This window comes from Geodermatophilus amargosae (assembly GCF_041028265.1).
Taxonomy (GTDB): Bacteria; Actinomycetota; Actinomycetes; order Mycobacteriales; family Geodermatophilaceae; genus Geodermatophilus; species Geodermatophilus amargosae_A.
Genome location: NZ_JABGCW010000002.1, coordinates 497,785 through 516,491 on the forward strand (window position 1 = coordinate 497,785; position 18,707 = coordinate 516,491).

The following is an 18,707-nucleotide window of genomic DNA, read 5'->3' on the forward strand; positions in this document are numbered from 1 at the left end:
TTGAGGACGCGCCGCCCGTCTCCCCTCGTGGACGGCTCCACCGGGGAGCCGGCAGCGAGGAGGTGCGCCATGGGTGCGGTCGTGGTGTTCGCGGCGGTGTCGCTCGACGGGTACGTGGGCCGCGACGACGACATGCCCGGCCCGCTGTTCGACTGGTACGGCAACGGCGACGTCGAGGTGACGTTCAGCGATCCGGCCCGGCCCTTCTCCGTCACCCCGCAGACGGCGGAGTTCCTGCGCGCGACGACGCCGCAGATGGCCGTCATGGTCTGCGGCCGCCGGCTGTTCGACATCACCGACGGCTGGGCGGGCGTGCCCCCGAACGGCGAGCACGTCGTCGTCGTGACCCACCGGCCCGCCGACGACTGGCCGCACCTCGGCACGGCGCCGTTCAGCTTCGTGCCCGACGTGCCCACCGGGATCGAGCGGGCGAAAGCGCTCGCCGGCGACCGGGACGTCACGGTCACGGCCGGCGACGTCGGCGGGCAGGCGCTGCGCGCGGGCCTGGTCGACCGGGTCGTGCTGTGCCTCGTCCCGGTCGTCCTCGGCTCGGGCAGGCCGTTCTTCGGCGCCGATGGCCCGCCGGAGATCCAGTTCGAGGACCCGCAGGTCGTCCAGGGGAGCAGGGTGACCCACCTGGTCTACGACGTCCGGCGCTGACCTCGCGGCGCACGCGGGAAGCGGGCCGGGGAGCGCGGCGTTGTACGGGGCACCCCGTTCCCGCCGTCGTCGGCGGAGCGGGGACGATGAGCCTCCCGCGCAGCCCCGAGGAGCCCCGTGACCGCGACCATCGCGCCCGCCACCCCCGCCGTCGCCGGCGACGAGCGCACCCTGTCGCCCGCCGAGTACGAGACCTGGGCGGCCGAGGTCCGCCGGCTGGCCGAGGAGCGCGGCGCGGTGGTGCTCGCGCACAACTACCAGGTGCCCGAGATCCAGGACGTCGCCCACTTCACCGGCGACTCCCTGTACCTGTCGCGGGTCGCCGCGCAGACCGACGCCCGCGAGATCGTCTTCTGCGGCGTCCACTTCATGGCCGAGACGGCGAAGATCCTCTCGCCGGACAAGACCGTGCTGCTGCCCGACCACGCCGCCGGGTGCTCACTGGCCGACTCGATCACCGCCGAGCAGCTGCGCGAGTGGAAGGCCGAGCACCCCGGCGCCGTCGTCGTCAGCTACGTCAACACCACCGCCGCGGTGAAGGCCGAGACCGACATCTGCTGCACGTCGTCGAACGCCGCCGACGTCATCCGCTCCATCCCGGCCGACCGGGAGATCCTCTTCTGCCCCGACCAGTTCCTCGGCGCGCACGTCAAGCGCGTGACCGGGCGCGAGGACATCCACGTGTGGGCGGGGGAGTGCCACGTGCACGCCGGCATCAGCCCGGCCGACGTCCGCGCGCAGGTGGCCGCGCACCCGGACGCGGAGATCCTGGTGCACCCCGAGTGCGGCTGCACCACCTCCGTGCTCGACCTGGTCAGCCACGGCGACCTGCCCGCCGACCGCACCCGCGTGCTGTCCACCGGCGGGATGGTCGAGGAGGCCGCGACCACCCGCGCCTCCCAGGTGCTGGTGGCCACCGAGGTCGGCATCCTGCACCAGTTGCGGTCGCTCAACTCCGGCACGGCGTTCATCCCGATGAACGAGCGGGCCGCCTGCCGCTACATGAAGATGATCACCCCGGCCAAGCTGCTGCACACGCTGCGCACCGGCGAGGGCGCCATCGACGTCGACCCGGAGACCGCGGCCCGCGCGCGTCGCGCCGTCGAGGCGATGGTGGCCATCGGCGAGCCCGGCCGCGGCGGCGAGTAGCGGGGCTCAGATCCGGCTGAAGAGGTAGACCGACACCGCGACGCCGAAGACGACGATGAACACCCGCAGCGGCGTCGTGGGGATCCGGCTGGCGATCCGGGCGCCGACGAAGCCCCCGACCAGGCTGGCCGGCGCCGCGACGGCGACCACCTGCCAGGCGACCGGCCCGAAGAGGCCGAAGACGACGAGCGTCACGCTGGCCGTCACCGCGGACAGCGCCGACTTCAGCGCGTTGGCCAGCTGCAGCCGGTGCAGGGCGGTGCCCAGGACGCCGACCAGGATCACGCCGAGCGCGCCGCCGAAGTAGCCGCCGTAGACGGTGGCGAGGAACAGCGCGAGGTAGAGCCACCAGGGGTCGCGGACGGTGGCGTCGTCGCGGTCGCGCAGCCGGCGGGTCAGCAGGGGCTGGACGGCGAGCAGCAGGCTGGCGAGCAGCACGAGCACCGGGACGACGACGTCGAAGGCCGCGCTCGGCGTGGTGAGCAGCAGGACGCTGCCGGCCGTGCCGCCGAGGACCGCCACGGCGCCGAGGCGCACCATCCGGCCGCGCTGCCCGGCGTACTCGCGGCGGAACCCGACCATCCCGCCGAGGTAGCCGGGCCACTGCGCCACCGAGTTGGTCACGTTGGCCGCCACGGTCGGCAGCCCCAGCGCCACGAGGGTGGGGAAGAGGATCAGCGACCCGCCGCCGGCGATGGAGTTGATGACACCGGCGGCCAGGGACACCGCGGCCGCGACGAGCAGGTCGGCGGCTGACACGGAGCGGCAGCCTACGGTGACGCCATGCGCCTCCCCGCCCCGGCGACCTGGCTGGCCGCCGCCCTCGGCGGCTCTGGCGTGCTGCACCTGGCGCGGCCGCGGACCTTCGAGTGGCTGGTGCCGCCCGAGCTCGGCGACGCCCGCGCCTGGGTGCTCGGCGGCGGTGTGGCCGAGGTCGGCACCGCGGCGCTGCTGGCGGCACCGGCGACCCGGCGGGCCGGGGGCTGGGCGGCGGCCGGGCTGCTGACCTCGTTCCTGCCGGCGCACCTGCACCACGTCCGTGTGGCGCGCGGCCGGCCGGCGTTCCTGGCGGCCGCGGCGGTGCGGCTGCCGCTGCAGGCGCCGATGATCGCCGCCGCGCTGCGGGTGGCCCGCGGGCGCTGAGCCTCGGGGTCGCGGCTGTCCGCAGGTCCGCGGCGGGCCGATCCCGGGCACACTGCCCCGCATGGCCGAACCGCTGCCCGACGACTGGGAACGTGCGCTCGTCGTCGTCGCCCACCCCGACGACGTCGAGTACGGGTGCGCGGCCGCCGTCGCCGCGTGGACGGCGGCCGGGCGCGACGTCCGGTACGTGCTGGCCACCAGCGGCGAGGCCGGCATCGCCGGGCTGCCGCCGGAGGAGGCGGGGCCACTGCGCGAGCGCGAGCAGCGGGCCGCGGCCGCGGTGGTGGGCGTGTCGGTGGTGGAGTTCCTCGGGCACCCTGACGGGCGGCTGACCGAGGGCCCGGGCCTGCGCCGGTCGCTCGCCGCGGCGATCCGGCGGCACCGGCCGCAGCTGGTGGTGACGATGCACCCCGCCGACACGTGGACGCCGCCGGGAACGGCGCCGGCGTACTGGAACAGCGCCGACCACCGGGCGCTGGGGCGCTGCACGCTCGACGCCGTGGGGGACGCGGCCAACGAGTGGATCTTCCCCGAGCTCGCTGCCCAGGAGCCGTGGCGCGGCGTGCTCTGGACCGCCGTCTCCACGCCGTTCGGGGTGACGCACACGGTCGACGTCACGGGCGTCGTCGACCGTGCGGTGGCCTCCCTCGCCGAGCACCGGCGCTACCTCGAGGCGCTGTCGGACGACCCGGTCGAGCACCAGGCGCGCCGGCAGGTCGACATGGCGACGCCCGAGGTGGACGGCCGGCGGGTGGCCGGGTTCGCCCTCTACGGGGGGTGAGCGGGGGACGCGGCCCCGGAGGACCCGGGGCCGCGTCCCGGCCGATCAGGGGTTGAAGCTCACGTGGACGTGGTCCATGTGGTTGGCGGTGGCGGACCCGCGGTCCTCCATCGCCGACCAGCCGGAGCCGCCGATCATGTAGATCCGCTGCTGCCAGATGACGTACTCCACGTTCAGCCGCGCCGCGTTGTCGATGACGTACTGGGCGACGGCGTTCCCCTTGGCGGAGTCGGCGTAGACCATGAAGTCGGCGGCGAGCTGCTGGGTGGGGGAGTGGCCGGGCCGGGTGAGGACCGTGGACACCCCGAAGGTCTGGGTGACCTCCGCGACGACCGGGCGGACGTGCGCAGCCCAGGAGCTGTAGGCGGTCGACGTCGAGGTGGGCTTGCCGGTGAGGTCGGCCGACACGGCGACCGCCGCCGTGGCCGCCGCTGCGGCCGGCGCCGCTGCTGCCGGAGCCGGGGCCGGCGCGGCGGCCGGTGCCGCCGCGGGGGCGGGCGCGGCCTGCTGGGCGGGCGCCGCGGCGGCGGTCCGGTCCCAGCGGTCCGAGCCGCGGTCCCAGTCCCGGCCGTGGTCGGCCTGCGCGGCCGTCTGACCGGCCAGGCCGAAGGTGACCGCGAGCGCGCCGACGGTGAGGGATCGGCGAACGGTGCGCCGGTGGGTGTTCGAGGGCATGGGAAAGAGAGCTCCTGACGAGTGGTCCGGGGCCGCCGTGGATGGGCGGCTCCCGACGTGACGAGGGACGGCGCGAAGCCGGACGGGCAACCGGACACAGGGCCGCAGGCGGAGGACCCGCTGGATGGCAGGCCGACGCGGGGACCGTCGAGGTCCGTTCCCGTCACGCGGCGACCGGCGGGCGTGCGGAGCGGGTCGCCGCGGAGGTGTCTGAAGGGGTGCGGGCACGCCGGGGCAGGGCGCCGGTGGCGCACCCCGTGTGCGGTTCTCCGTTCTCTCCTGGAGCCGCCTACCGGGTCAGCTGACGGGTTCGGGCGGGAGGTTGCGCCCTACCCACCTCCGAGCGGGCTCGGAGGCGGGACTCACCCCAGTGGTTCGGTGGGTCCCCGGCTCGCGTCCACGAGGTGGATCACGACTCGGCGGCGTCCGGCACGGCTCCCCCGGGTGGGGTGGTGACGACCTGCCGGACGCCGAAACCGTAGGGGTGTTATCGGCTTGTGACAAACCGAACCGGGTGCGATTGGTGAGTTGCCTGGTCGCCACCGGCGTGTCTCTTTCGGGCGTCGCGTGTCGACGGCGCCGCGGGCTCCGTCCGGAGCCGTCGAAGGTCCGTAGACTGGCCGGCACGACGGACGAGTCGGCTGGGCGGTCGCGTCGGCGGGGGAGACCCCGTCGCCGAGGAACGTCCGGGCTCCACAGGGCAGGGTGGTCGCCAACAGCGACCCGGGGTGACCCGCGGGACAGTGCCACAGAGAACAGACCGCCAGCGGCTCGCCGCTGGTGAGGGTGAAACGGTGGTGTAAGAGACCACCAGCGCACCGGGTGACCGGTGCGGCTCGGTAAACCCCACCCGGAGCAAGGTCGAGAAGGGACGGCGGCTGGGAAACCGGACGTCGTCCTGCGCAGGCGTTCGAGGGCTGCCCGCCCGAGCCTGCGGGTGGACCGCTCGAGCCCGCCGGCAACGACGGGCCTAGATGGATGACCGCCCATCGGGAGGCCGCGAGGCGCCCGAGGACAGAACCCGGCGTACAGGCCGACTCGTCCGTCGCCCCTCGCCTGACCTGCGCGTTCAGGTTCGGCGGGGGTCCCCGGTCCTCAGATGTTCCTCAGCCGCGGGAGCGAGCACGGCGTCCACCGCGGCGCGTGTCCGGTCGTCGGAGTCCGGCCACAGGTGGCTGTAGGTGTCGAGGGTCTCGGAGGCGCTCGCGTGGCCCAGCCGGGCCTGGACGGTCTTCACCGACTCGCCGTGCCGGATGAGCAGGCTGGCGTAGAAGTGCCGGAGGCCGTGGAAGGTCACGGTGTCGTCCAGGCCGGCCGCGCGGACGGCTGGGCGCCACACCATGGCGGAGAAGGCGGTCCGGCGGATCGGGTTGCCGAGGTCGGTCGTGAAGACGAACCCGTCGCTCGGCCACCGCGCGAGCTGGGCGGCGAGGGCGTCGACGACGACCTGGGGGAGCGGCACCACCCGGACCGAGGCCTGGGTCTTGGGCGGTGCCAGGTAGGGCGGGCGGTCGGGCATGGTGACCAGCTGCCGGTCGACCGTCAGTTGCCGGCGGAGGAAGTCGATCCGGTCGACGGTCAGCCCGAGGGCCTCGCCCTGCCGCAGGCCGGTGCCGGCGGCCAGGGTGATCAGCGCCCGGTAGCGCTCGGGGACGGCGTCGGTGAGCGCCCGGACGGCCTCGATCGACAGCGGCTCGATGCGCTGCTTGTGGACCTTGGGCAGTCGTGTCCCCGTGCAGGGCGACGCGATGATGCGGCGGTCCCGGACGGCGGCCTTGAAGACCGCGGACAGGATGCGGTGGACGACGCCGACGGTGCCCGGCGCGAGCGTCTTGGACAGGCGCTTCACGAGGGCCTGCACGTCGCTCGGGAGGACGGCGGACAGCTGCTTGTCACCGAGGCTCGGATAGACGTGCCGGCGCAGCATCGTCTCGACGTGGGCGGCCGTGGTCGGTCGGTGCACCTGGGCGGCGCGCCACTGCTCGGCGTACTCCCGGACGGTCTGGCGGCCGGCGCGAGGATCGACGTACTGACCGGTGACGATGCTGGCGCGGACCTCGTCGAGCCAGCGCTGGGCATCGACCTTCCGCGTGAAGACGCGGGACCTCTGCGGTCCGCCGGGGGCGGCGCGGTAGCGGGCCTGCCACGTGCCGTTGGGTCGCCTTGAGATGCTCGCCATGCCGTCTCCTCCCGCGGGACAGAGCGGGCGGGATCTCCGGCCGCTGCACCCGGGCTAGCGCGTGGCTGCAGGCATCGGGTCCATGCCGAGGGATCTGTGGACCGGCCTGCACCTGTGGACGGGCAGCGGTTCGTTCGCCGCAGCTGGACCGGAGGCTTGAAGCTGTCCGCCCACCCTGCAGACGGCGCTGCAGAGAATCTCCAGTTCCCCGGCAGTGGTGAGATGCGGAACCGGTCGGCTCCTGTCGAGGATCGCTTGGCCGATGGTGACGTCGTGAGCTCGTGGAAACGCTCGTCACGAGCCGGCCGTTACGCCGCGCAGCACTACCGGCGACTGCGCCGTCGATGGCGGCGCCGCGTCCTCGGACCGTTGCTCCTGATCGTGTCGCCCTTTCTGGTTGCGGCGGTCGCCCTCACAGCGTTCTCGGATGGCTGGCTGCGTTGGAATGGTGGCGTCGTGCTCGGTGCAGGCCTGGCGCTCTTCGTCATCGCCTGGAGGACGCCGCCGCAGCACATCGAGAGCTGGAACAACGGAGCAGAGGGCGAGCGGCGCACCGAACGGGAGCTGAGGCCGCTCGTGCGGTCGGGCTGGCACGTGGTGCACGACCTCGACTGGCCTGGAGCCGGCAACGTCGATCACCTGGTGGTCGGGCCCGGCGGCGTCTTCGTGCTCGACAGCAAGGCGTGGAGCGGCGTGGTGAACGTCGACGACGCCGGAGCGACCGTCACGCCGAGGGACAACCCGGACGCGGCGTGGACGGCCCGTGGGCAGCGTGCAAGGCAGGCACGTGCCGGGACTGCGGTAGCCCGTGCCCTTGCATCCCGGAGCGGCTTGGCCGTCCCTCAGCCCGAACCAGTGGTCGTGGTGTGGGCACGGTTCCCGCAGCGCGTCGAGAGCGCCGGCGGGGTGACCTACGTCGAGGGGGAGCACCTGGCCGAGTGGCTCATCAGCCGGCCGCAGAGATTGCACCGCGATCAGGTGGCTCAGCTGGCGGCAGCGGCGGACGACGACCTGTTGCAGCTCTTCCCTCGTAGCTCGTGAGTCAGCCGTAGGGCTGCCTCGACCGCACATGTCCTGAGGCCGCAGCACTGGCTGTTCCGCCTGACCCGGAGCCGACGATCCAGCTCCACTGGAGCATCCATGATCACGAGGCGACACACCTCATGCACTGTCGGGTCAGCGACTCGTTGTGCCGAGTTAGTCGAGGGAGCAATGACGTGCAGATGGGTCTTGGTGCCCGCGGGTGAAGACTCCCTGCCTCAGTCGCAGCCGTCTCCGTCGCCGAGATGCAAGAGGTGTGAAGGCTCGCGTCCTTGTATCGCTGCTGGTGAGGATTGAAGCCCAGGGCCGTCCGGCGACGTCGTTGCACACTGCTGCCCTCGGGCCCGTTGCGATGTACGGCGTGGGGAATCCGGGTGCCTGCGATTGCTGCCAAGGTGCGCGTGTGTCTGTGTATTCGGCAGAGGACCCTCCCGACGGCGTCCGCCGGCCGTCGCCAGGGAGGAGTGGTCCCAGATAGAGGTGTTGCTCGAGCGGATCGCTGGGCTAGACATCGGCAAGGCGAGCCTGACGTCCGCCTCCGAGCTCTCGGCCCGGGTGGTCGCCGAGTCAGTGAGAGGCGGACAGCCACAACGACCACTCGCTCGCTGGGAGTGATGCGCGTCTAGCTGCTAGCGGTAGGGTTGGCCGTCGCGGCGATGGAGTCGCCGGCTTGGACGCTTCCGTTGGCGCGGACAAAGCCAAGGGCGCCGCAGCGGTCGTGTGTGTGGTCGAGGCGGGCCGCCGCCCAGGTTCGCCCGCAACGGCCCCCATTGAGGCCGCCGGGCTGGCGAACCCGCGACGCAGCGCGTAGGGAATCGTCTGGCGCGACCAGGCACCCGCTTCCTCGGCCCTCGGCTACGGCCGACCGGCGGTGCCCTGACGCGTCAGCTGACGGCACATGCCGCCTGCGATGTCCGTCGCGGCCACATATGCAGCCGTGGCTTGCCTCACGAGAGCCGCCAGGCTGCGGACGGTGAAGACGCGTGACGCTGCGCATGCGATCGGTAGCATCTGACCATGGCGGTTGCTGGAAATCAGTTCTCTGCTGCGGGTCCTGCGCTTGGCTACTTGGCTCAAGTTGATTATGCGCTGGTCCTCCTGCTCCAACGCATGGACACCAATGTCGACCTCGCCGTAAGCATAGAGACACTCGAGGATATTGTCTTTGAAGACGCGACCAGTGGGGACGCCAAAGAATTGCTGCAGTCCAAGCATCACGTCGGTAAGGCTGGCAGCCTCGGAGATGCGAGCCCCGACATATGGAAGACGCTCCACAATTGGATCGTCGAAGCAGTGCCGAGTGAAGATATCTCCTATATCCTACTGTCCACTGCGAAGGCGCCCACCGGATCCGCCGCCGCGGCGCTTACATGCATGCTGCCAATGCGAGACTGCGGGAAAGCCGCCGCGGCGTTAGAGGCCTCGGCTCAATCGTCCACGAATGTCGACAATCAAGCGTACTACAAGGCCTACCTCGACCTCGAACCCTCAAGCCGATGCCGCCTCCTAGACCGGGTATTCGTAATTGATGGGTGGCTCCAGGCTGATGACATAGCCGCCGCCCTAGATCGCTCGCTCAGAAAATCAGTCACTGGCGAACGTCGCGCGGCCCTCGCCGAACGCCTCAGGGGTTGGTGGCAGGCTCGAACCATCCGTCACTTGACCCTGGTGGCGTCTGGAACCCCCGACGCGATCACAATGGTTGAGGTCGAGAATCAGCTCCACTATATTCGGCAGGCGCTTCGAGATGATGACTTGCCGTTGGATTACGCAACTCTGCCGGAACCATCGCCGACCGACCTCAAGGAGGATGACCGCGTCTTCGTAGAACAGCTTAGACTCGTTTCCCTGCACAGCAGCCGCATTAGACAGGCCGTCTACGACCACAATCGTGCGTTCCTCCAACGGTCGAGATGGCAACGTGAACGTCTTCTTCACATCAACGAACTCGCCATCTATGACCAGCGACTAATCGATGAGTGGCGCCGTCACTTCCTGCCGGAAGAGGAGGGCGACGAGCGCGCTTCCACCGACGAGGACGAGATGCGGCGCAAGGGTAGAAGCGCACTCCTGCGCCTGCAAAGCAGCGCCCTTCCGGAAGTTCGCAGTGCCGTGCAATCTGGTTACGTACCCCACGGCTCCCTGCACCTACTTGCCGACCAATTGCGTATCGGATGGCATCCTGAATGGATTGACCGCCTCCGCCACCTCGTTGACGCGGCCGGAAATTATGGGGATGGTCGGAACACCGCATGAGCGCGCCTTACGCCACTAGCGCTACTCCAGAACAACGCGCCCTTTTCAACCCCGCGTTCATCTCAGTACTCGCCCACGCATGCGCCACGGGTTTTCTTGCGCGAGCGGAACGAGGCATGCCCCTTCCGTACTTCTATCTATCTCTGCCTATAGCCCTACACGCCCGCGACCGCCAAGTGTTGCCCGGAACTACCGGTGCATACATGTCGGCATGGATTCGAGGCAACCCTGAGGTGCTTGCAGGGTTCCCAAGCCGCGTCAGGAGTCTGCGCGCCATAATATCTCAAGGACTCGTCTTCTCGCTTCGGCATCAGGCACTTGCTGCTGCCAATGATGGCTTAGCACCTCGGCCACTTCGACGACGTCCGAAACTCCTTCAACCCACGGAAGATTGGTCAGGATGCGTGAAAGCCGCCAGCTTCATGGGGCGGTGGTTGGGGAGTCAGCAGACGGACACCGCTTCCACTCTGGCACTTTGGGGACTTCGACCATGATGCAACTGGACCAACTGGTGCTGTATGGGCCGCAAGGACAGCAGCGATCTATTCTCTTCAGGCCCGGACGGTTGAATATAATCACTGGCGAGTCCGGGACGGGCAAGACCAGCATCATCGCAATCCTGCGCTTCCTACTCGGCGACAACAGTCCTCACGCACCGCTAGGACCAATTCAACGAACGGTGCAATGGTACGGACTGCTTGCGCATGTCGATGAGACGTCCTTCTTCATCGGACGGCCTGCTCCGCCGCACGGCGCCACGACAACCCGTGCCTCGCTCGTGATCGGGCAGTCGACAGTTCCAGATATGAGTCAGCTGCAGGCGAACATCTCCGCCGTGGAGCTGCGGGACTACTTGGGCGGCCTGCTGGGAATCGAGGATAACCTCAACGAGCCGGCCGTGGGCCAGACTCGGCGCCCCCTGTCCGCAACCTTTGTGCACTCGCTCTACTATTGCTTTCAAGGGCAGGGCGAGGTGGCGAACCCCGATATTCTGTTTCATCGCCAGAACAGAGAATGGCAACCCCAGACAATCAGGGACACGCTTCCCTACTTCCTTGGGGCGCAAGGAATTGACGCACTGCGCAAGCGTGAAGAGCTGGCCCGCCTCCGACGAACGCTGCGGTCGCGCAGTCAGGAACTTGCGGGCATCGAGCAAATGAGAGAGGGCGGCATCGGACGCGTAAGCGGCCTCCTCGCCAACGCTCGGGAGGCGGGTCTGATTGAGCGCAGTCTAGTTATCACGAGCTGGCCAGAGGCGTTCGAGGTCCTGCAGGCGGCTTTGGTGAACGGTCTGCGCGACGGGGATGTTAGTTCGGCGGGGGAAGAAGCGGACAACCTGATCGCGCGGCGGGCCGATCTCAGGGCGCAGTATCGCGCCAACTCCCTGGCCCTGCGAGGATTGGATGATTACGCTGACATCGAGGATGATTTCATCATCGAACTCAACGAGCATCGGTCCCGGCTTGCATCGATTGGCCTCATGCCAGACGCCGCGCCGGACGCAGAATGCCCCCTGTGTAGCCACCAGCTCCCGGAGTCGATTGACTGGGAGACGAGCATTGGCAGCGAATTAGAGGCGGTCAACCACAGGCTGTCCTCAGCGCGGCGTGACCGCCCACGCGTCGAATCCGCCAGGGCAGACCTGGTGGAGGCTCGTACAAGTATCCGAAGGGCTTTAGATGAGGTAGAGGCTGCCCTTGAGTCTTTATCGCGCGACGACGACTTACGTCGCTTGCGTCGGCAGTTGTGGGAGCAGCAGAGTTTCACCAAGGGGCGAATCGCTCAGTTCCTGGAGACGACAGCGCTTGCCTCTGATGCGGAACTGGACGCGCTCAGGGCGGCTGTTGAGGCTCTTACTCGCGACATTGAAGGGCTGACTAGTGAACTTGATCCCGACGCGCTCAGATCCCGCGTAAATTCAATCCTCAATATCATAAGCCGGCGCATGACCGACTGGGCGCGTGAGTTGGGCCTTGAACATTCTCAAGACGGCGCCCGCATCGACTCCGATCGTCTTACGATTGTGGCCGATACGCCGGATGGGCCCGCATATATGGACACTGGCGAGATCGGCAGTGGTATGAATTGGGTAGGCTATCACCTAACCGCCTACTTGGCCCTGCAGGAGTTCTTCATCACTCGTAGGCGCCCCGTTCCCAGTTTTGTTGTTGTTGACCAGCCAAGTCAGGCGTTCTTCCCGCGAGATCGCCAGGAGGGTGGCGATCTCGACGAGCTAGCGGATGTGGACCGCGAACACACGCGCCAACTGTATCGATTGATGCATACGGTTACGGGTCGACTCGAGGGTGCGCTTCAAGTAATCGCATTCGACCATGCCGATTTTGAGGATGAGTGGTTCCAAGAGTCTGTCGTGGAGCGGTGGCGAGGGGGTCAGGCGCTGATTCCGAAGGCCTGGTACGAGGGCTAAATGTACCGACCGGGGAGGTTGGCCAAGGGGCTGATGAGCGGGTGGCCGCCGTTGTCGGTGTGGGGCCATTAGTGGTCGTATTCGTGTGCCAATCAGCCAAGGCTGCTCGGCGGTCGGTTTCGGTGGTGAGAACTGGGTGAAGGCCCTCTCGCAGGTCAAAGCGCGGTTGGAACGTTCGACCTTGCCGTTGGTCTGCGGCCGGTAGGACCGGGTTCGCTTGGGAGTGATGCTCAGCTCGATAAAGTCCGCGGCCCAGTCGCCGCTCCGGTGGCAGCCACCGTTGTCGGTCAGCTTCCGCTGCGGGGTGGACCCCCCGTTCACCGGACCAGTTGGTCGCCCGCCGGAGCACGGCAGTGGCGGTAGTGGCGAGCTCGTCCTCGTGCATCTCGGCGTAGGCCAGCCGGGAGTGGTCATCGAGGAGGACATGGATGAAGCCGTGACGCATCAGCGGCTGGCCTCAGCGGCTGCGGACTGGCCACCGTCGTGATGCCGGTTGGCGTTGCTCCGTCGCCGGCGAGGGAGCCAGCAGTCGCCGCCGGCCGGGATGTTGCCCAGCTTGTTCATGTCGACGTGCAACAGGCTATCGGGTGCCCGCGCTCGTAGGGCTGCTCGCGGCGCTCTAACCGGGACAGCCGGTTAATCCGGCAGCGGAGCAACGCGGCTTCAGCGGTTGACGCGCCACCTCACACTCCGCGGCCGGCCGGACCGCGCCCCCGCGCTTGCACAGCCGCAGCTGCAAGATCGACTTTGTCGTCGCCACATCGGCGTTGGCCGGGCTGGCTTGCGGCCGGGTGGAGCGATCGGTCATCCCGGCCTTGCCTTGGCCCTATACCGCTCGGCCTACCGGTTGGCGGTCTTGTAGGCCACTGCGAAGACTCCCGCGGCTGGCTCTTAGGCCAGTTGTCCTCGACGACCTCCCGGGCCAGCCGCAGGCGCTGGCGCGGGGTCAGGACGGCGTTAGCGTGGAGCGCGAGAACCTCCGGGGGGTGTGGTCGCCTCCAGCAACTCCACTCCAGCTCGGAGGTCCCCCATCACAAGATCCGTCATTCAAACCTCTTGGTTACCCGTCCTGGACCAACGTCTCCGCCAGGACATCTAGCCAGCGTGCGAGGTCGCAGCGACCGGCGGCTGGCCGTCATGCAACACTCGGCGTTGTGGGCGGCCCGACTGATGTCCCCGAACACCTGCTCGGCGATCCCCGAAACGTAGCTTGGGAGGACATGTCGCAGTTCGTCGTCCACTTCACCAAGAGCCCAAATGTCCTCGCCAAAATCCTTGCGACGGGTCAGCTGCAGGCGTCGGGAACGCTGTTTGGGTTCAGTTGGGCGCGGAACGTGGATGAAGTGCGGAGTCTGCACCGCTCCGTGTGCTTCAGCGAAGTGCCCTTGGACAAGATTGAGCGGCTTACCCGCCGCCACGGCAACTACGGTATCGCCTTCACCAAGGATTTCCTCCGAAGCAAGCGGGGTGCACGAGTCTGGTACATCGATCAAGGGTCAAACCAGGCATGCAAGCTCAATGAGCACCTGCGCGATCTAGTGACGCGACGTGATTTCGCCAATCCTATGTGGGACCTTACGCCGTTCATGGATCTCGTGATGCCCGGCAGGTACGAGTGGGATTGGGAGCGCGAGTGGCGGGTTCGCGGAGACCTTCGCTTCGATCTCGCGGACGTATCTTTCGTCATCACGCCAGAGGGCGTGGGTGAAGTGCCCGCCTTGAATGGTCTATACATGCATCCAAAGCACGACCTCATTGTGGCTGCATCTCCGCAGCCCCTGGTCGAGTATGTGGAGGATCTGGTCCAGCAGTACTTCCTGACCTTCGAGAATCCAGCCGAGAGCCTCCCGGTCGATGACGGCGGCTATGTCTGGATTGTGGATGAGTGGGAAACTGAGCAGGCCGCCGACGAGACTTTTCCGGAGTTGCTGGGATCGGTGCGCGACCAACTCGTGGCATACCTCAACGGCATCAGTTGGTCCTGGGTCCTGTCCGCCGACGTGGCATCCATCTACGAGTAAGGCGGCACGGCTCGTGACTGCGCTCTGGGGTGTCGTTGCCCGCCAACGCCAACTGCTTGATTGCAATACCGGTGTCAGGGGTCACTATTGGACGCGTTCCGGTACATGCTGGCCGTTGGCTCCCTTCCTCTATTAGGCGGCCTCCGCGGGGTGCCACTGCGGTGGCCTAAGGCGGTCTTTCAGGGTGATGGGCGCGTTTCCCTAGCTGACCGCGCAGCGCACTGAGCTGCGGAGTTGCGCTGCAGCGAACTGCACCGAAGCCTCCCAAGTCGCCCCAGCCGTGCGGGGCTCTGTCTCGTCCGTGCGCCTCGCCAGGATGCGCCGCGGCCGTTGCTCAACGACCGCCGACGCGGGTGCAACGACTGGGGGCGTTCCTCAGTCGTTCCTCAACACGGTCAATCGCGGGTCATCCTGACCAGCAGCTGCCAACGGCGAAGCCGCAGGTCAACAGGCATATCCGGTGTCGGACAACGCTGATCAACATCCCCGGATCCGTCCCCGGCGTACAGGCCGACTCGTCCGTCGCCTCCTCTGACCGGCTTGCATGGCGGCGCCTCCAGGGACGCCGTCGAGGCCTCTCAGGTGACACGCCGCCGGGTGCGCGGACATGCTGACCGGATGGACCCGAGGGCCGCGGACCTGCTGCGCCGCTTCGTCGGCGAACTGGGCGGCGAGGTCGAGGTCTCCGTCCGTCGTGGGTCCGGACGGTCCGAGCGGTGGGAGACGTCCACCGAGATCCGGGAGACCGTGACGGGCTTCGACCCGGAACAGGGCGTCGTGGAACTCGAACTCCGTGATGGGCAGACGGTTCGGCTGCACTTCGACGAGACGCAACTCGTCCACCTGCTGGACGGTGCGGCTGCCGACGGTACGGAGGCATGGGGAGAGCCGCTGTCCGACGAGGAGGCGGCGGCCCGCTTCCTGACCGTCCACCTGGGGGAGTCCCTCGCCACGCAGGAGGGCCATCCGTCAGGGTGGTGGGAGTACGAGGACGGCTCCTTCATGCCCGCCCCACCCTGGGAGGCATTCGCCCGACGCCGGCAACGAGGGTGATGCACGGCAAGCAGCAGCGTCCCCGTGTCCGATCCGTGGCGGGCCGCTCAGGGGTGTCGGACCCGGTCCTACGGACGTCGGACGGCGTAGCGCAGCAGGACGACACCGTTGCCGAACTGCCGGGTCTCCACCAGGTCCAGGTCGGTCGGCTCGTCGGCGGTCTCGAACAGCCGTCGACCGCGGCCGACGACGACCGGGTTGACGTAGAGCCGGTACTCGTCGATCAGGTCCAGCCGGCGGAAGGTCTCGACCAGGTCGACCCCGCCGAGCGTCATGTCCCCGCCGGGCTGCTGCTTCAGTGCGCGGATCTCGTCGGGGTCCACCTCTGCCCGAAGTGAGGCGTTGGGGCCGACCTCCCGCAGCGTGCGGGAGAACACGATCTTCGGCACCGCGCGCCAGATGCCGGCGAACTCGTGCATCACCGGCGGGTGGTCCGGGTCCTGGTCGGCGGTCGGCCAGACCGCTTCCATGAGCTCGTAGGTGACCCGGCCCTCCACGAAGGCGCTCATGGTCGCGAGCTGCTGGTTGAAGTGCGCGTGCAGCTCCTCGTCGACGCGGTGCCAGCTCAGGTCGTGGTCCGGCCCCTCGAAGTAGCCGTCCAGCGACAGCATCATGTGCACGACGATCTTCCGCATGCATCCTCCTGGTCCACGACTCGGTCCGGAGCTCGGACCGGCGGACGCGGACGTTCTCATCGGTCCCGCCGGTCCTCTCTCGCCACGGCCGGGCGGGGACACCGCCGGTGCGGCGAACGCGGATCAGCGAGCGGGCCTCGACCGATGAGATCGGGCGGCGGAGAGGGTCATCCGCTCGTGAGCGCGGCCAGACGGGCCGCCACGACGACCGCGGAGGGTCACCGTGACGCAGTACCTGCTGTCCATGCCGCACGACTCGGCCGAGGAGCCCACGATGGCGTCGATGGATCCCGCCGAACTGGAGGCCACGCTGGCAGTGGCCGGTGCCTTCCTCGAGGAGTTGGCGGGGTCCGGCGCCCTCGTCTTCGCGGGTGGCCTGCACCCGCCCTCGACGGCGGTCACCGTCGACCACACGGGCGACGACCTCGCCCTGACCGACGGGCCGTACACGCAGGCGCCGGAGTACCTCGGGGGCCTGTGGGTGGTCGAGGCAAGGGACCGGGAGGCTGCCGTCGACTGGGCCGCGAAGGCGTCCAAGGCGCTCGGTGCCCGGATCGAGGTCCGCGCCTTCCAGGAGGTCCCGGCCTGACCGGGGTGTCCCGTTTCCCAGCGCCTCCGGCCCGGGGAGCGGGTGCGCCGTCCTGCCGGGATGCGGATGCCGTACCCGTCGCTGCTGCTCGGTCGGGTCGTCACGCGTGGACGTGCTGAGGCGGCACTTCCCCGACTGCCCTGATCGGCGGAAGGATCCGGATCGTGACAGCGCGCGCTGAGGTCTCGCAGACGTCGGCTCGGAAGGGTCAGACGTGCGGTGACGACCCAGGGATGGCGGTCGGGAGATGAGCGGCAAGGTCGTCGTGAACCGGTGCATGTCGCTCGACGGCTTCATCGCCGGTCCCGGGGATTCCATGGACTGGGGGGATGACCGGGCTCTCGCCGACTTCGTGGCACCGGACGATCTCGCGGAGATCGCAGCGGCCACCGGCGCCTTGCTCGTCGGCCGGCGGACCTGGGAGGTGGGCGAGCGGATGAAGACCGAGGAGCCGGTCAGCGCCGACTACCCCGTCTCCGGACCCGTGTTCCTCCTCACCCACAGGCCGCTGGAGCCGCCGGACCCGAACGTCACGATCCTCACCGGCGACATCGGCGAAGCGGTCGCCACGGCACTGGACGCTGCCGGCGGCAAGGACCTCGAGATCCTCGGCGCCGACGTGGCCGGCCAGTGCCTGCAGCGGGGGCTCGTCGACGAGATCCTGGTGTACGTCCTGCCGGTTCTGCTCGGCGACGGCATCCGCTTCTCGTCCCCGGGCCTCGCGAGGACAGGCCTGGAACCGATCAGCAGCACGCGGTCGGGAGACGCCACCATCCTCCGCTTCGGCGTCCGCAAGCAGTCCGAGCAGCCTGTCTGACAGCGCCGGATCTCGCGCGCCAGGACCCGAACGACCCGGGCAGGAACCGCCACGCGCAGCCGGTGTGGCAGATCGAGAGCATGGCGTCCACCCGCGCCGTCACTTCTTGGTGAACGTGAGGTGGGTGACGCCGCTGGGTGTCGAGACCGCCTCGATGTCGTAGTCCGCCTCCAGGGCTTCGAGGCCGTCCCACAGCCGCACCCCGCGGCCGAGCACGATCGGCACCTGGACCAGGTGGACGTGGTCGACGAGCCCCGCCGCGATGAAGTCGCGGGCGACGGTCGGGCCGCCACCGATGCGCACGTCCTGGCCGGCCGCCGCCTCGCGCGCGACGTCGAGGGCCTCGGCCGGCGAGGCGTCGAGGAAGTGGAACGTCGTCCCGCCGGCCATCTCGATCGGCGACCGCGGCCGGTGGGTCAGCACGAAGGTCGGCGTGTGGAACGGCGGGTTCGGGCCCCACCACCCCCTCCACTCGGCGTCGTCCTGCCAGCCCGGGGGGCCGAACTTGCCCGCGCCCATGATCTCTGCGCCGATGCCCGGCTCGTGCTGGCGCGCGATCGCGTCGTCGACGCCGACGGTGCCGCCGCTGCGTCCCACGATCGGGGCGCCGAAGCGGGTGGCGATCATCCACTCGTGCAGCCGTTGGCCGGCGTGGCCGAAGGGGGTGTCGAGTGCCTGGCCCTCACCGGTGGCGAATCCGTCCAGCGACATCGAGAGGTTGTGGATGCGGGTCCGTGTCATCTGCTTCCTCCGCGTGCTCGGTTGCCTTCCACCGGTGGAGACCTCCGCCGGACCCGGCGTTCATCGGTGCCGCGCGGCCCCGCGTCGTCCGAGCGGAGGCGTCCCCGCCGCGGGACCGCCGGGGTCGCACGGGTCCGGTGGCGATGAGTTCCCCCGTGGTGCCCGGTCTGCCCCACACCGGACCCACCGCACCCGAGGAGAGCGTCATGACCGCGACCTACACCTTCGACGTCTTCTGCAGCCTCGACGGTTTCGGGTCCTACGACGAGAACGGCGACTGGGGCGGCTACTGGGGCAAGCACGGTCCCGAGTTCCTCGAGCGCCGCCTCGCGGCGTACGAGGCGGGGCAGCGGATGGTCCTCGGGGCCACCACGTTCCGGGAGTTCGTGGAGATGCTGGGTCCGAGCGACGAGCAGGCCACGATGGACGACCCGGTGAGCACCCGGATGCGGAACATGCCGACGACGGTGGTGTCGACGACGCTCCGAGAGCCCCTCGACTGGCCGGACGCGACCCTCCTGAGCGGGGACGCCGTCGAC

18 protein-coding genes, 1 other RNA gene and 1 riboswitch are annotated in these 18,707 nt (G+C 69.0%); of the genes, 14 read left to right on the forward strand and 5 right to left on the reverse strand.

Annotated elements, in window-relative coordinates; all coding sequences use genetic code 11:
• Nucleotides 1-69: 69 nt before the first annotated feature.
• Nucleotides 70-660, forward strand: a complete 591-nt coding sequence (locus HLV61_RS03295) for a dihydrofolate reductase family protein (protein WP_369252930.1) — start codon at nt 70-72, stop codon at nt 658-660.
• 117 nt (nt 661-777) lie between these two features.
• On the forward strand, nt 778-1,809 hold the full coding sequence (gene nadA, locus HLV61_RS03300; RefSeq protein ID WP_369252932.1) for a quinolinate synthase NadA: 1,032 nt from the start codon (nt 778-780) through the stop codon (nt 1,807-1,809).
• 6 nt (nt 1,810-1,815) lie between these two features.
• On the opposite strand, the gene HLV61_RS03305 is transcribed toward nadA, so the two are convergent.
• Nucleotides 1,816-2,568: a sulfite exporter TauE/SafE family protein gene (locus HLV61_RS03305; protein WP_369252934.1), complete on the reverse strand. Its 753-nt coding sequence runs from the start codon at nt 2,566-2,568 to the stop codon at nt 1,816-1,818.
• A 24-nt stretch (nt 2,569-2,592) separates the two neighbouring features.
• On the opposite strand from HLV61_RS03305, the gene HLV61_RS03310 reads away from it, so the two are divergent.
• Together HLV61_RS03310 and HLV61_RS03315 are read left to right on the forward strand one after the other, a co-directional pair.
• Complete coding sequence (locus HLV61_RS03310; protein WP_369252936.1) at nt 2,593-2,952, forward strand: DoxX family protein; 360 nt, start codon at nt 2,593-2,595, stop codon at nt 2,950-2,952.
• Between the two features lie 61 nt (nt 2,953-3,013).
• Nucleotides 3,014-3,733, forward strand: coding sequence for a PIG-L deacetylase family protein (locus tag HLV61_RS03315; RefSeq protein ID WP_369252938.1), 720 nt, complete (start codon nt 3,014-3,016; stop codon nt 3,731-3,733).
• Nucleotides 3,734-3,778: 45 nt separating this feature from the next.
• On the opposite strand, the gene HLV61_RS03320 is transcribed toward HLV61_RS03315, so the two are convergent.
• Nucleotides 3,779-4,408, reverse strand: coding sequence for a hypothetical protein (locus HLV61_RS03320; RefSeq protein WP_369252940.1), 630 nt, complete (start codon nt 4,406-4,408; stop codon nt 3,779-3,781).
• A gap of 271 nt (nt 4,409-4,679) precedes the next feature.
• A riboswitch (cyclic di-AMP (ydaO/yuaA leader) is annotated at nt 4,680-4,840 on the reverse strand.
• A gap of 201 nt (nt 4,841-5,041) precedes the next feature.
• Here HLV61_RS03320 and rnpB point away from each other — a divergent pair.
• Nucleotides 5,042-5,453, forward strand: an RNA gene (gene rnpB / locus HLV61_RS03325) — RNase P RNA component class A.
• Nucleotides 5,454-5,477: 24 nt separating this feature from the next.
• On the opposite strand, the gene HLV61_RS03330 is transcribed toward rnpB, so the two are convergent.
• Nucleotides 5,478-6,587 (reverse strand): tyrosine-type recombinase/integrase, encoded by a 1,110-nt coding sequence (locus HLV61_RS03330; protein ID WP_369252942.1) that lies wholly within the window; start codon nt 6,585-6,587, stop codon nt 5,478-5,480.
• Nucleotides 6,588-6,743: 156 nt separating this feature from the next.
• Here HLV61_RS03330 and HLV61_RS03335 point away from each other — a divergent pair, with 156 nt between their 5' ends.
• From HLV61_RS03335 to HLV61_RS03360, 6 genes are all read left to right on the forward strand, one after another.
• A complete protein-coding gene (locus HLV61_RS03335) occupies nt 6,744-7,628 on the forward strand; it encodes a nuclease-related domain-containing protein (protein ID WP_369252944.1) in 885 nt (294 codons plus the stop codon).
• Nucleotides 7,629-8,645: 1,017 nt separating this feature from the next.
• Nucleotides 8,646-9,884 (forward strand): ABC-three component system protein, encoded by a 1,239-nt coding sequence (locus HLV61_RS03340; RefSeq protein ID WP_369252946.1) that lies wholly within the window; start codon nt 8,646-8,648, stop codon nt 9,882-9,884.
• Entirely contained in the window at nt 9,881-10,378 is a 498-nt protein-coding gene (locus HLV61_RS03345; RefSeq protein ID WP_369252948.1) for a three component ABC system middle component, read from the forward strand. Before HLV61_RS03340 ends, HLV61_RS03345 begins: the two co-directional genes overlap by 4 nt.
• Nucleotides 10,375-12,312 carry a DUF3732 domain-containing protein gene (locus HLV61_RS03350; protein WP_369252950.1) on the forward strand — a complete coding sequence of 646 codons (1,938 nt, stop codon included), beginning with the start codon at nt 10,375-10,377 and terminating at the stop codon, nt 12,310-12,312. Before HLV61_RS03345 ends, HLV61_RS03350 begins: the two co-directional genes overlap by 4 nt.
• Nucleotides 12,313-13,532: 1,220 nt before the next feature.
• Nucleotides 13,533-14,333, forward strand: a complete 801-nt coding sequence (locus tag HLV61_RS03355; RefSeq protein ID WP_369252952.1) for an abortive infection system antitoxin AbiGi family protein — start codon at nt 13,533-13,535, stop codon at nt 14,331-14,333.
• A 618-nt stretch (nt 14,334-14,951) separates the two neighbouring features.
• The gene (locus HLV61_RS03360; RefSeq protein ID WP_369252954.1) at nt 14,952-15,386 is read left to right on the forward strand and encodes a hypothetical protein; all 435 of its coding nucleotides are present in this window, start codon (nt 14,952-14,954) and stop codon (nt 15,384-15,386) included.
• A 68-nt stretch (nt 15,387-15,454) separates the two neighbouring features.
• Here the strand turns inward: HLV61_RS03360 and HLV61_RS03365 are convergent, their stop codons facing one another.
• Nucleotides 15,455-16,021 carry a dihydrofolate reductase family protein gene (locus HLV61_RS03365; RefSeq protein ID WP_369252956.1) on the reverse strand — a complete coding sequence of 189 codons (567 nt, stop codon included), beginning with the start codon at nt 16,019-16,021 and terminating at the stop codon, nt 15,455-15,457.
• Between the two features lie 223 nt (nt 16,022-16,244).
• On the opposite strand from HLV61_RS03365, the gene HLV61_RS03370 reads away from it, so the two are divergent.
• Both HLV61_RS03370 and HLV61_RS03375 read left to right on the forward strand, forming a co-directional pair.
• A complete protein-coding gene (locus HLV61_RS03370) occupies nt 16,245-16,610 on the forward strand; it encodes a YciI family protein (RefSeq protein WP_369252958.1) in 366 nt (121 codons plus the stop codon).
• 247 nt (nt 16,611-16,857) lie between these two features.
• Entirely contained in the window at nt 16,858-17,427 is a 570-nt protein-coding gene (locus HLV61_RS03375; RefSeq protein WP_369252960.1) for a dihydrofolate reductase family protein, read from the forward strand.
• A gap of 99 nt (nt 17,428-17,526) precedes the next feature.
• Here HLV61_RS03375 and HLV61_RS03380 read toward each other — a convergent pair whose 3' ends face one another.
• A complete protein-coding gene (locus HLV61_RS03380; RefSeq protein WP_369252962.1) occupies nt 17,527-18,168 on the reverse strand; it encodes a dihydrofolate reductase family protein in 642 nt (213 codons plus the stop codon).
• Nucleotides 18,169-18,374: 206 nt separating this feature from the next.
• On the opposite strand from HLV61_RS03380, the gene HLV61_RS03385 reads away from it, so the two are divergent.
• On the forward strand, nt 18,375-18,707 hold a 333-nt coding region (locus tag HLV61_RS03385; RefSeq protein ID WP_369252964.1), incomplete at its 3' end, for a hypothetical protein.

Bases quoted from the DNA above. Each gene is read 5' to 3' on its own strand.
- HLV61_RS03320 (WP_369252940.1), bottom strand. From the start codon at position 4,408: ATGCCCTCGAACACCCACCGGCGCACCGTTCGCCGATCCCTCACCGTC.
- HLV61_RS03315 (WP_369252938.1), top strand. From the start codon at position 3,014: ATGGCCGAACCGCTGCCCGACGACTGGGAACGTGCGCTCGTCGTCGTC.
- HLV61_RS03345 (WP_369252948.1), top strand. From the start codon at position 9,881: ATGAGCGCGCCTTACGCCACTAGCGCTACTCCAGAACAACGCGCCCTT.
- HLV61_RS03310 (WP_369252936.1), top strand. From the start codon at position 2,593: ATGCGCCTCCCCGCCCCGGCGACCTGGCTGGCCGCCGCCCTCGGCGGC.
- HLV61_RS03330 (WP_369252942.1), bottom strand. From the start codon at position 6,587: ATGGCGAGCATCTCAAGGCGACCCAACGGCACGTGGCAGGCCCGCTAC.
- HLV61_RS03350 (WP_369252950.1), top strand. From the start codon at position 10,375: ATGATGCAACTGGACCAACTGGTGCTGTATGGGCCGCAAGGACAGCAG.
- HLV61_RS03295 (WP_369252930.1), top strand. From the start codon at position 70: ATGGGTGCGGTCGTGGTGTTCGCGGCGGTGTCGCTCGACGGGTACGTG.
- HLV61_RS03360 (WP_369252954.1), top strand. From the start codon at position 14,952: ATGGACCCGAGGGCCGCGGACCTGCTGCGCCGCTTCGTCGGCGAACTG.
- HLV61_RS03340 (WP_369252946.1), top strand. From the start codon at position 8,646: ATGGCGGTTGCTGGAAATCAGTTCTCTGCTGCGGGTCCTGCGCTTGGC.
- HLV61_RS03365 (WP_369252956.1), bottom strand. From the start codon at position 16,021: ATGCGGAAGATCGTCGTGCACATGATGCTGTCGCTGGACGGCTACTTC.
- HLV61_RS03380 (WP_369252962.1), bottom strand. From the start codon at position 18,168: ATGACACGGACCCGCATCCACAACCTCTCGATGTCGCTGGACGGATTC.
- HLV61_RS03375 (WP_369252960.1), top strand. From the start codon at position 16,858: ATGAGCGGCAAGGTCGTCGTGAACCGGTGCATGTCGCTCGACGGCTTC.
- HLV61_RS03355 (WP_369252952.1), top strand. From the start codon at position 13,533: ATGTCGCAGTTCGTCGTCCACTTCACCAAGAGCCCAAATGTCCTCGCC.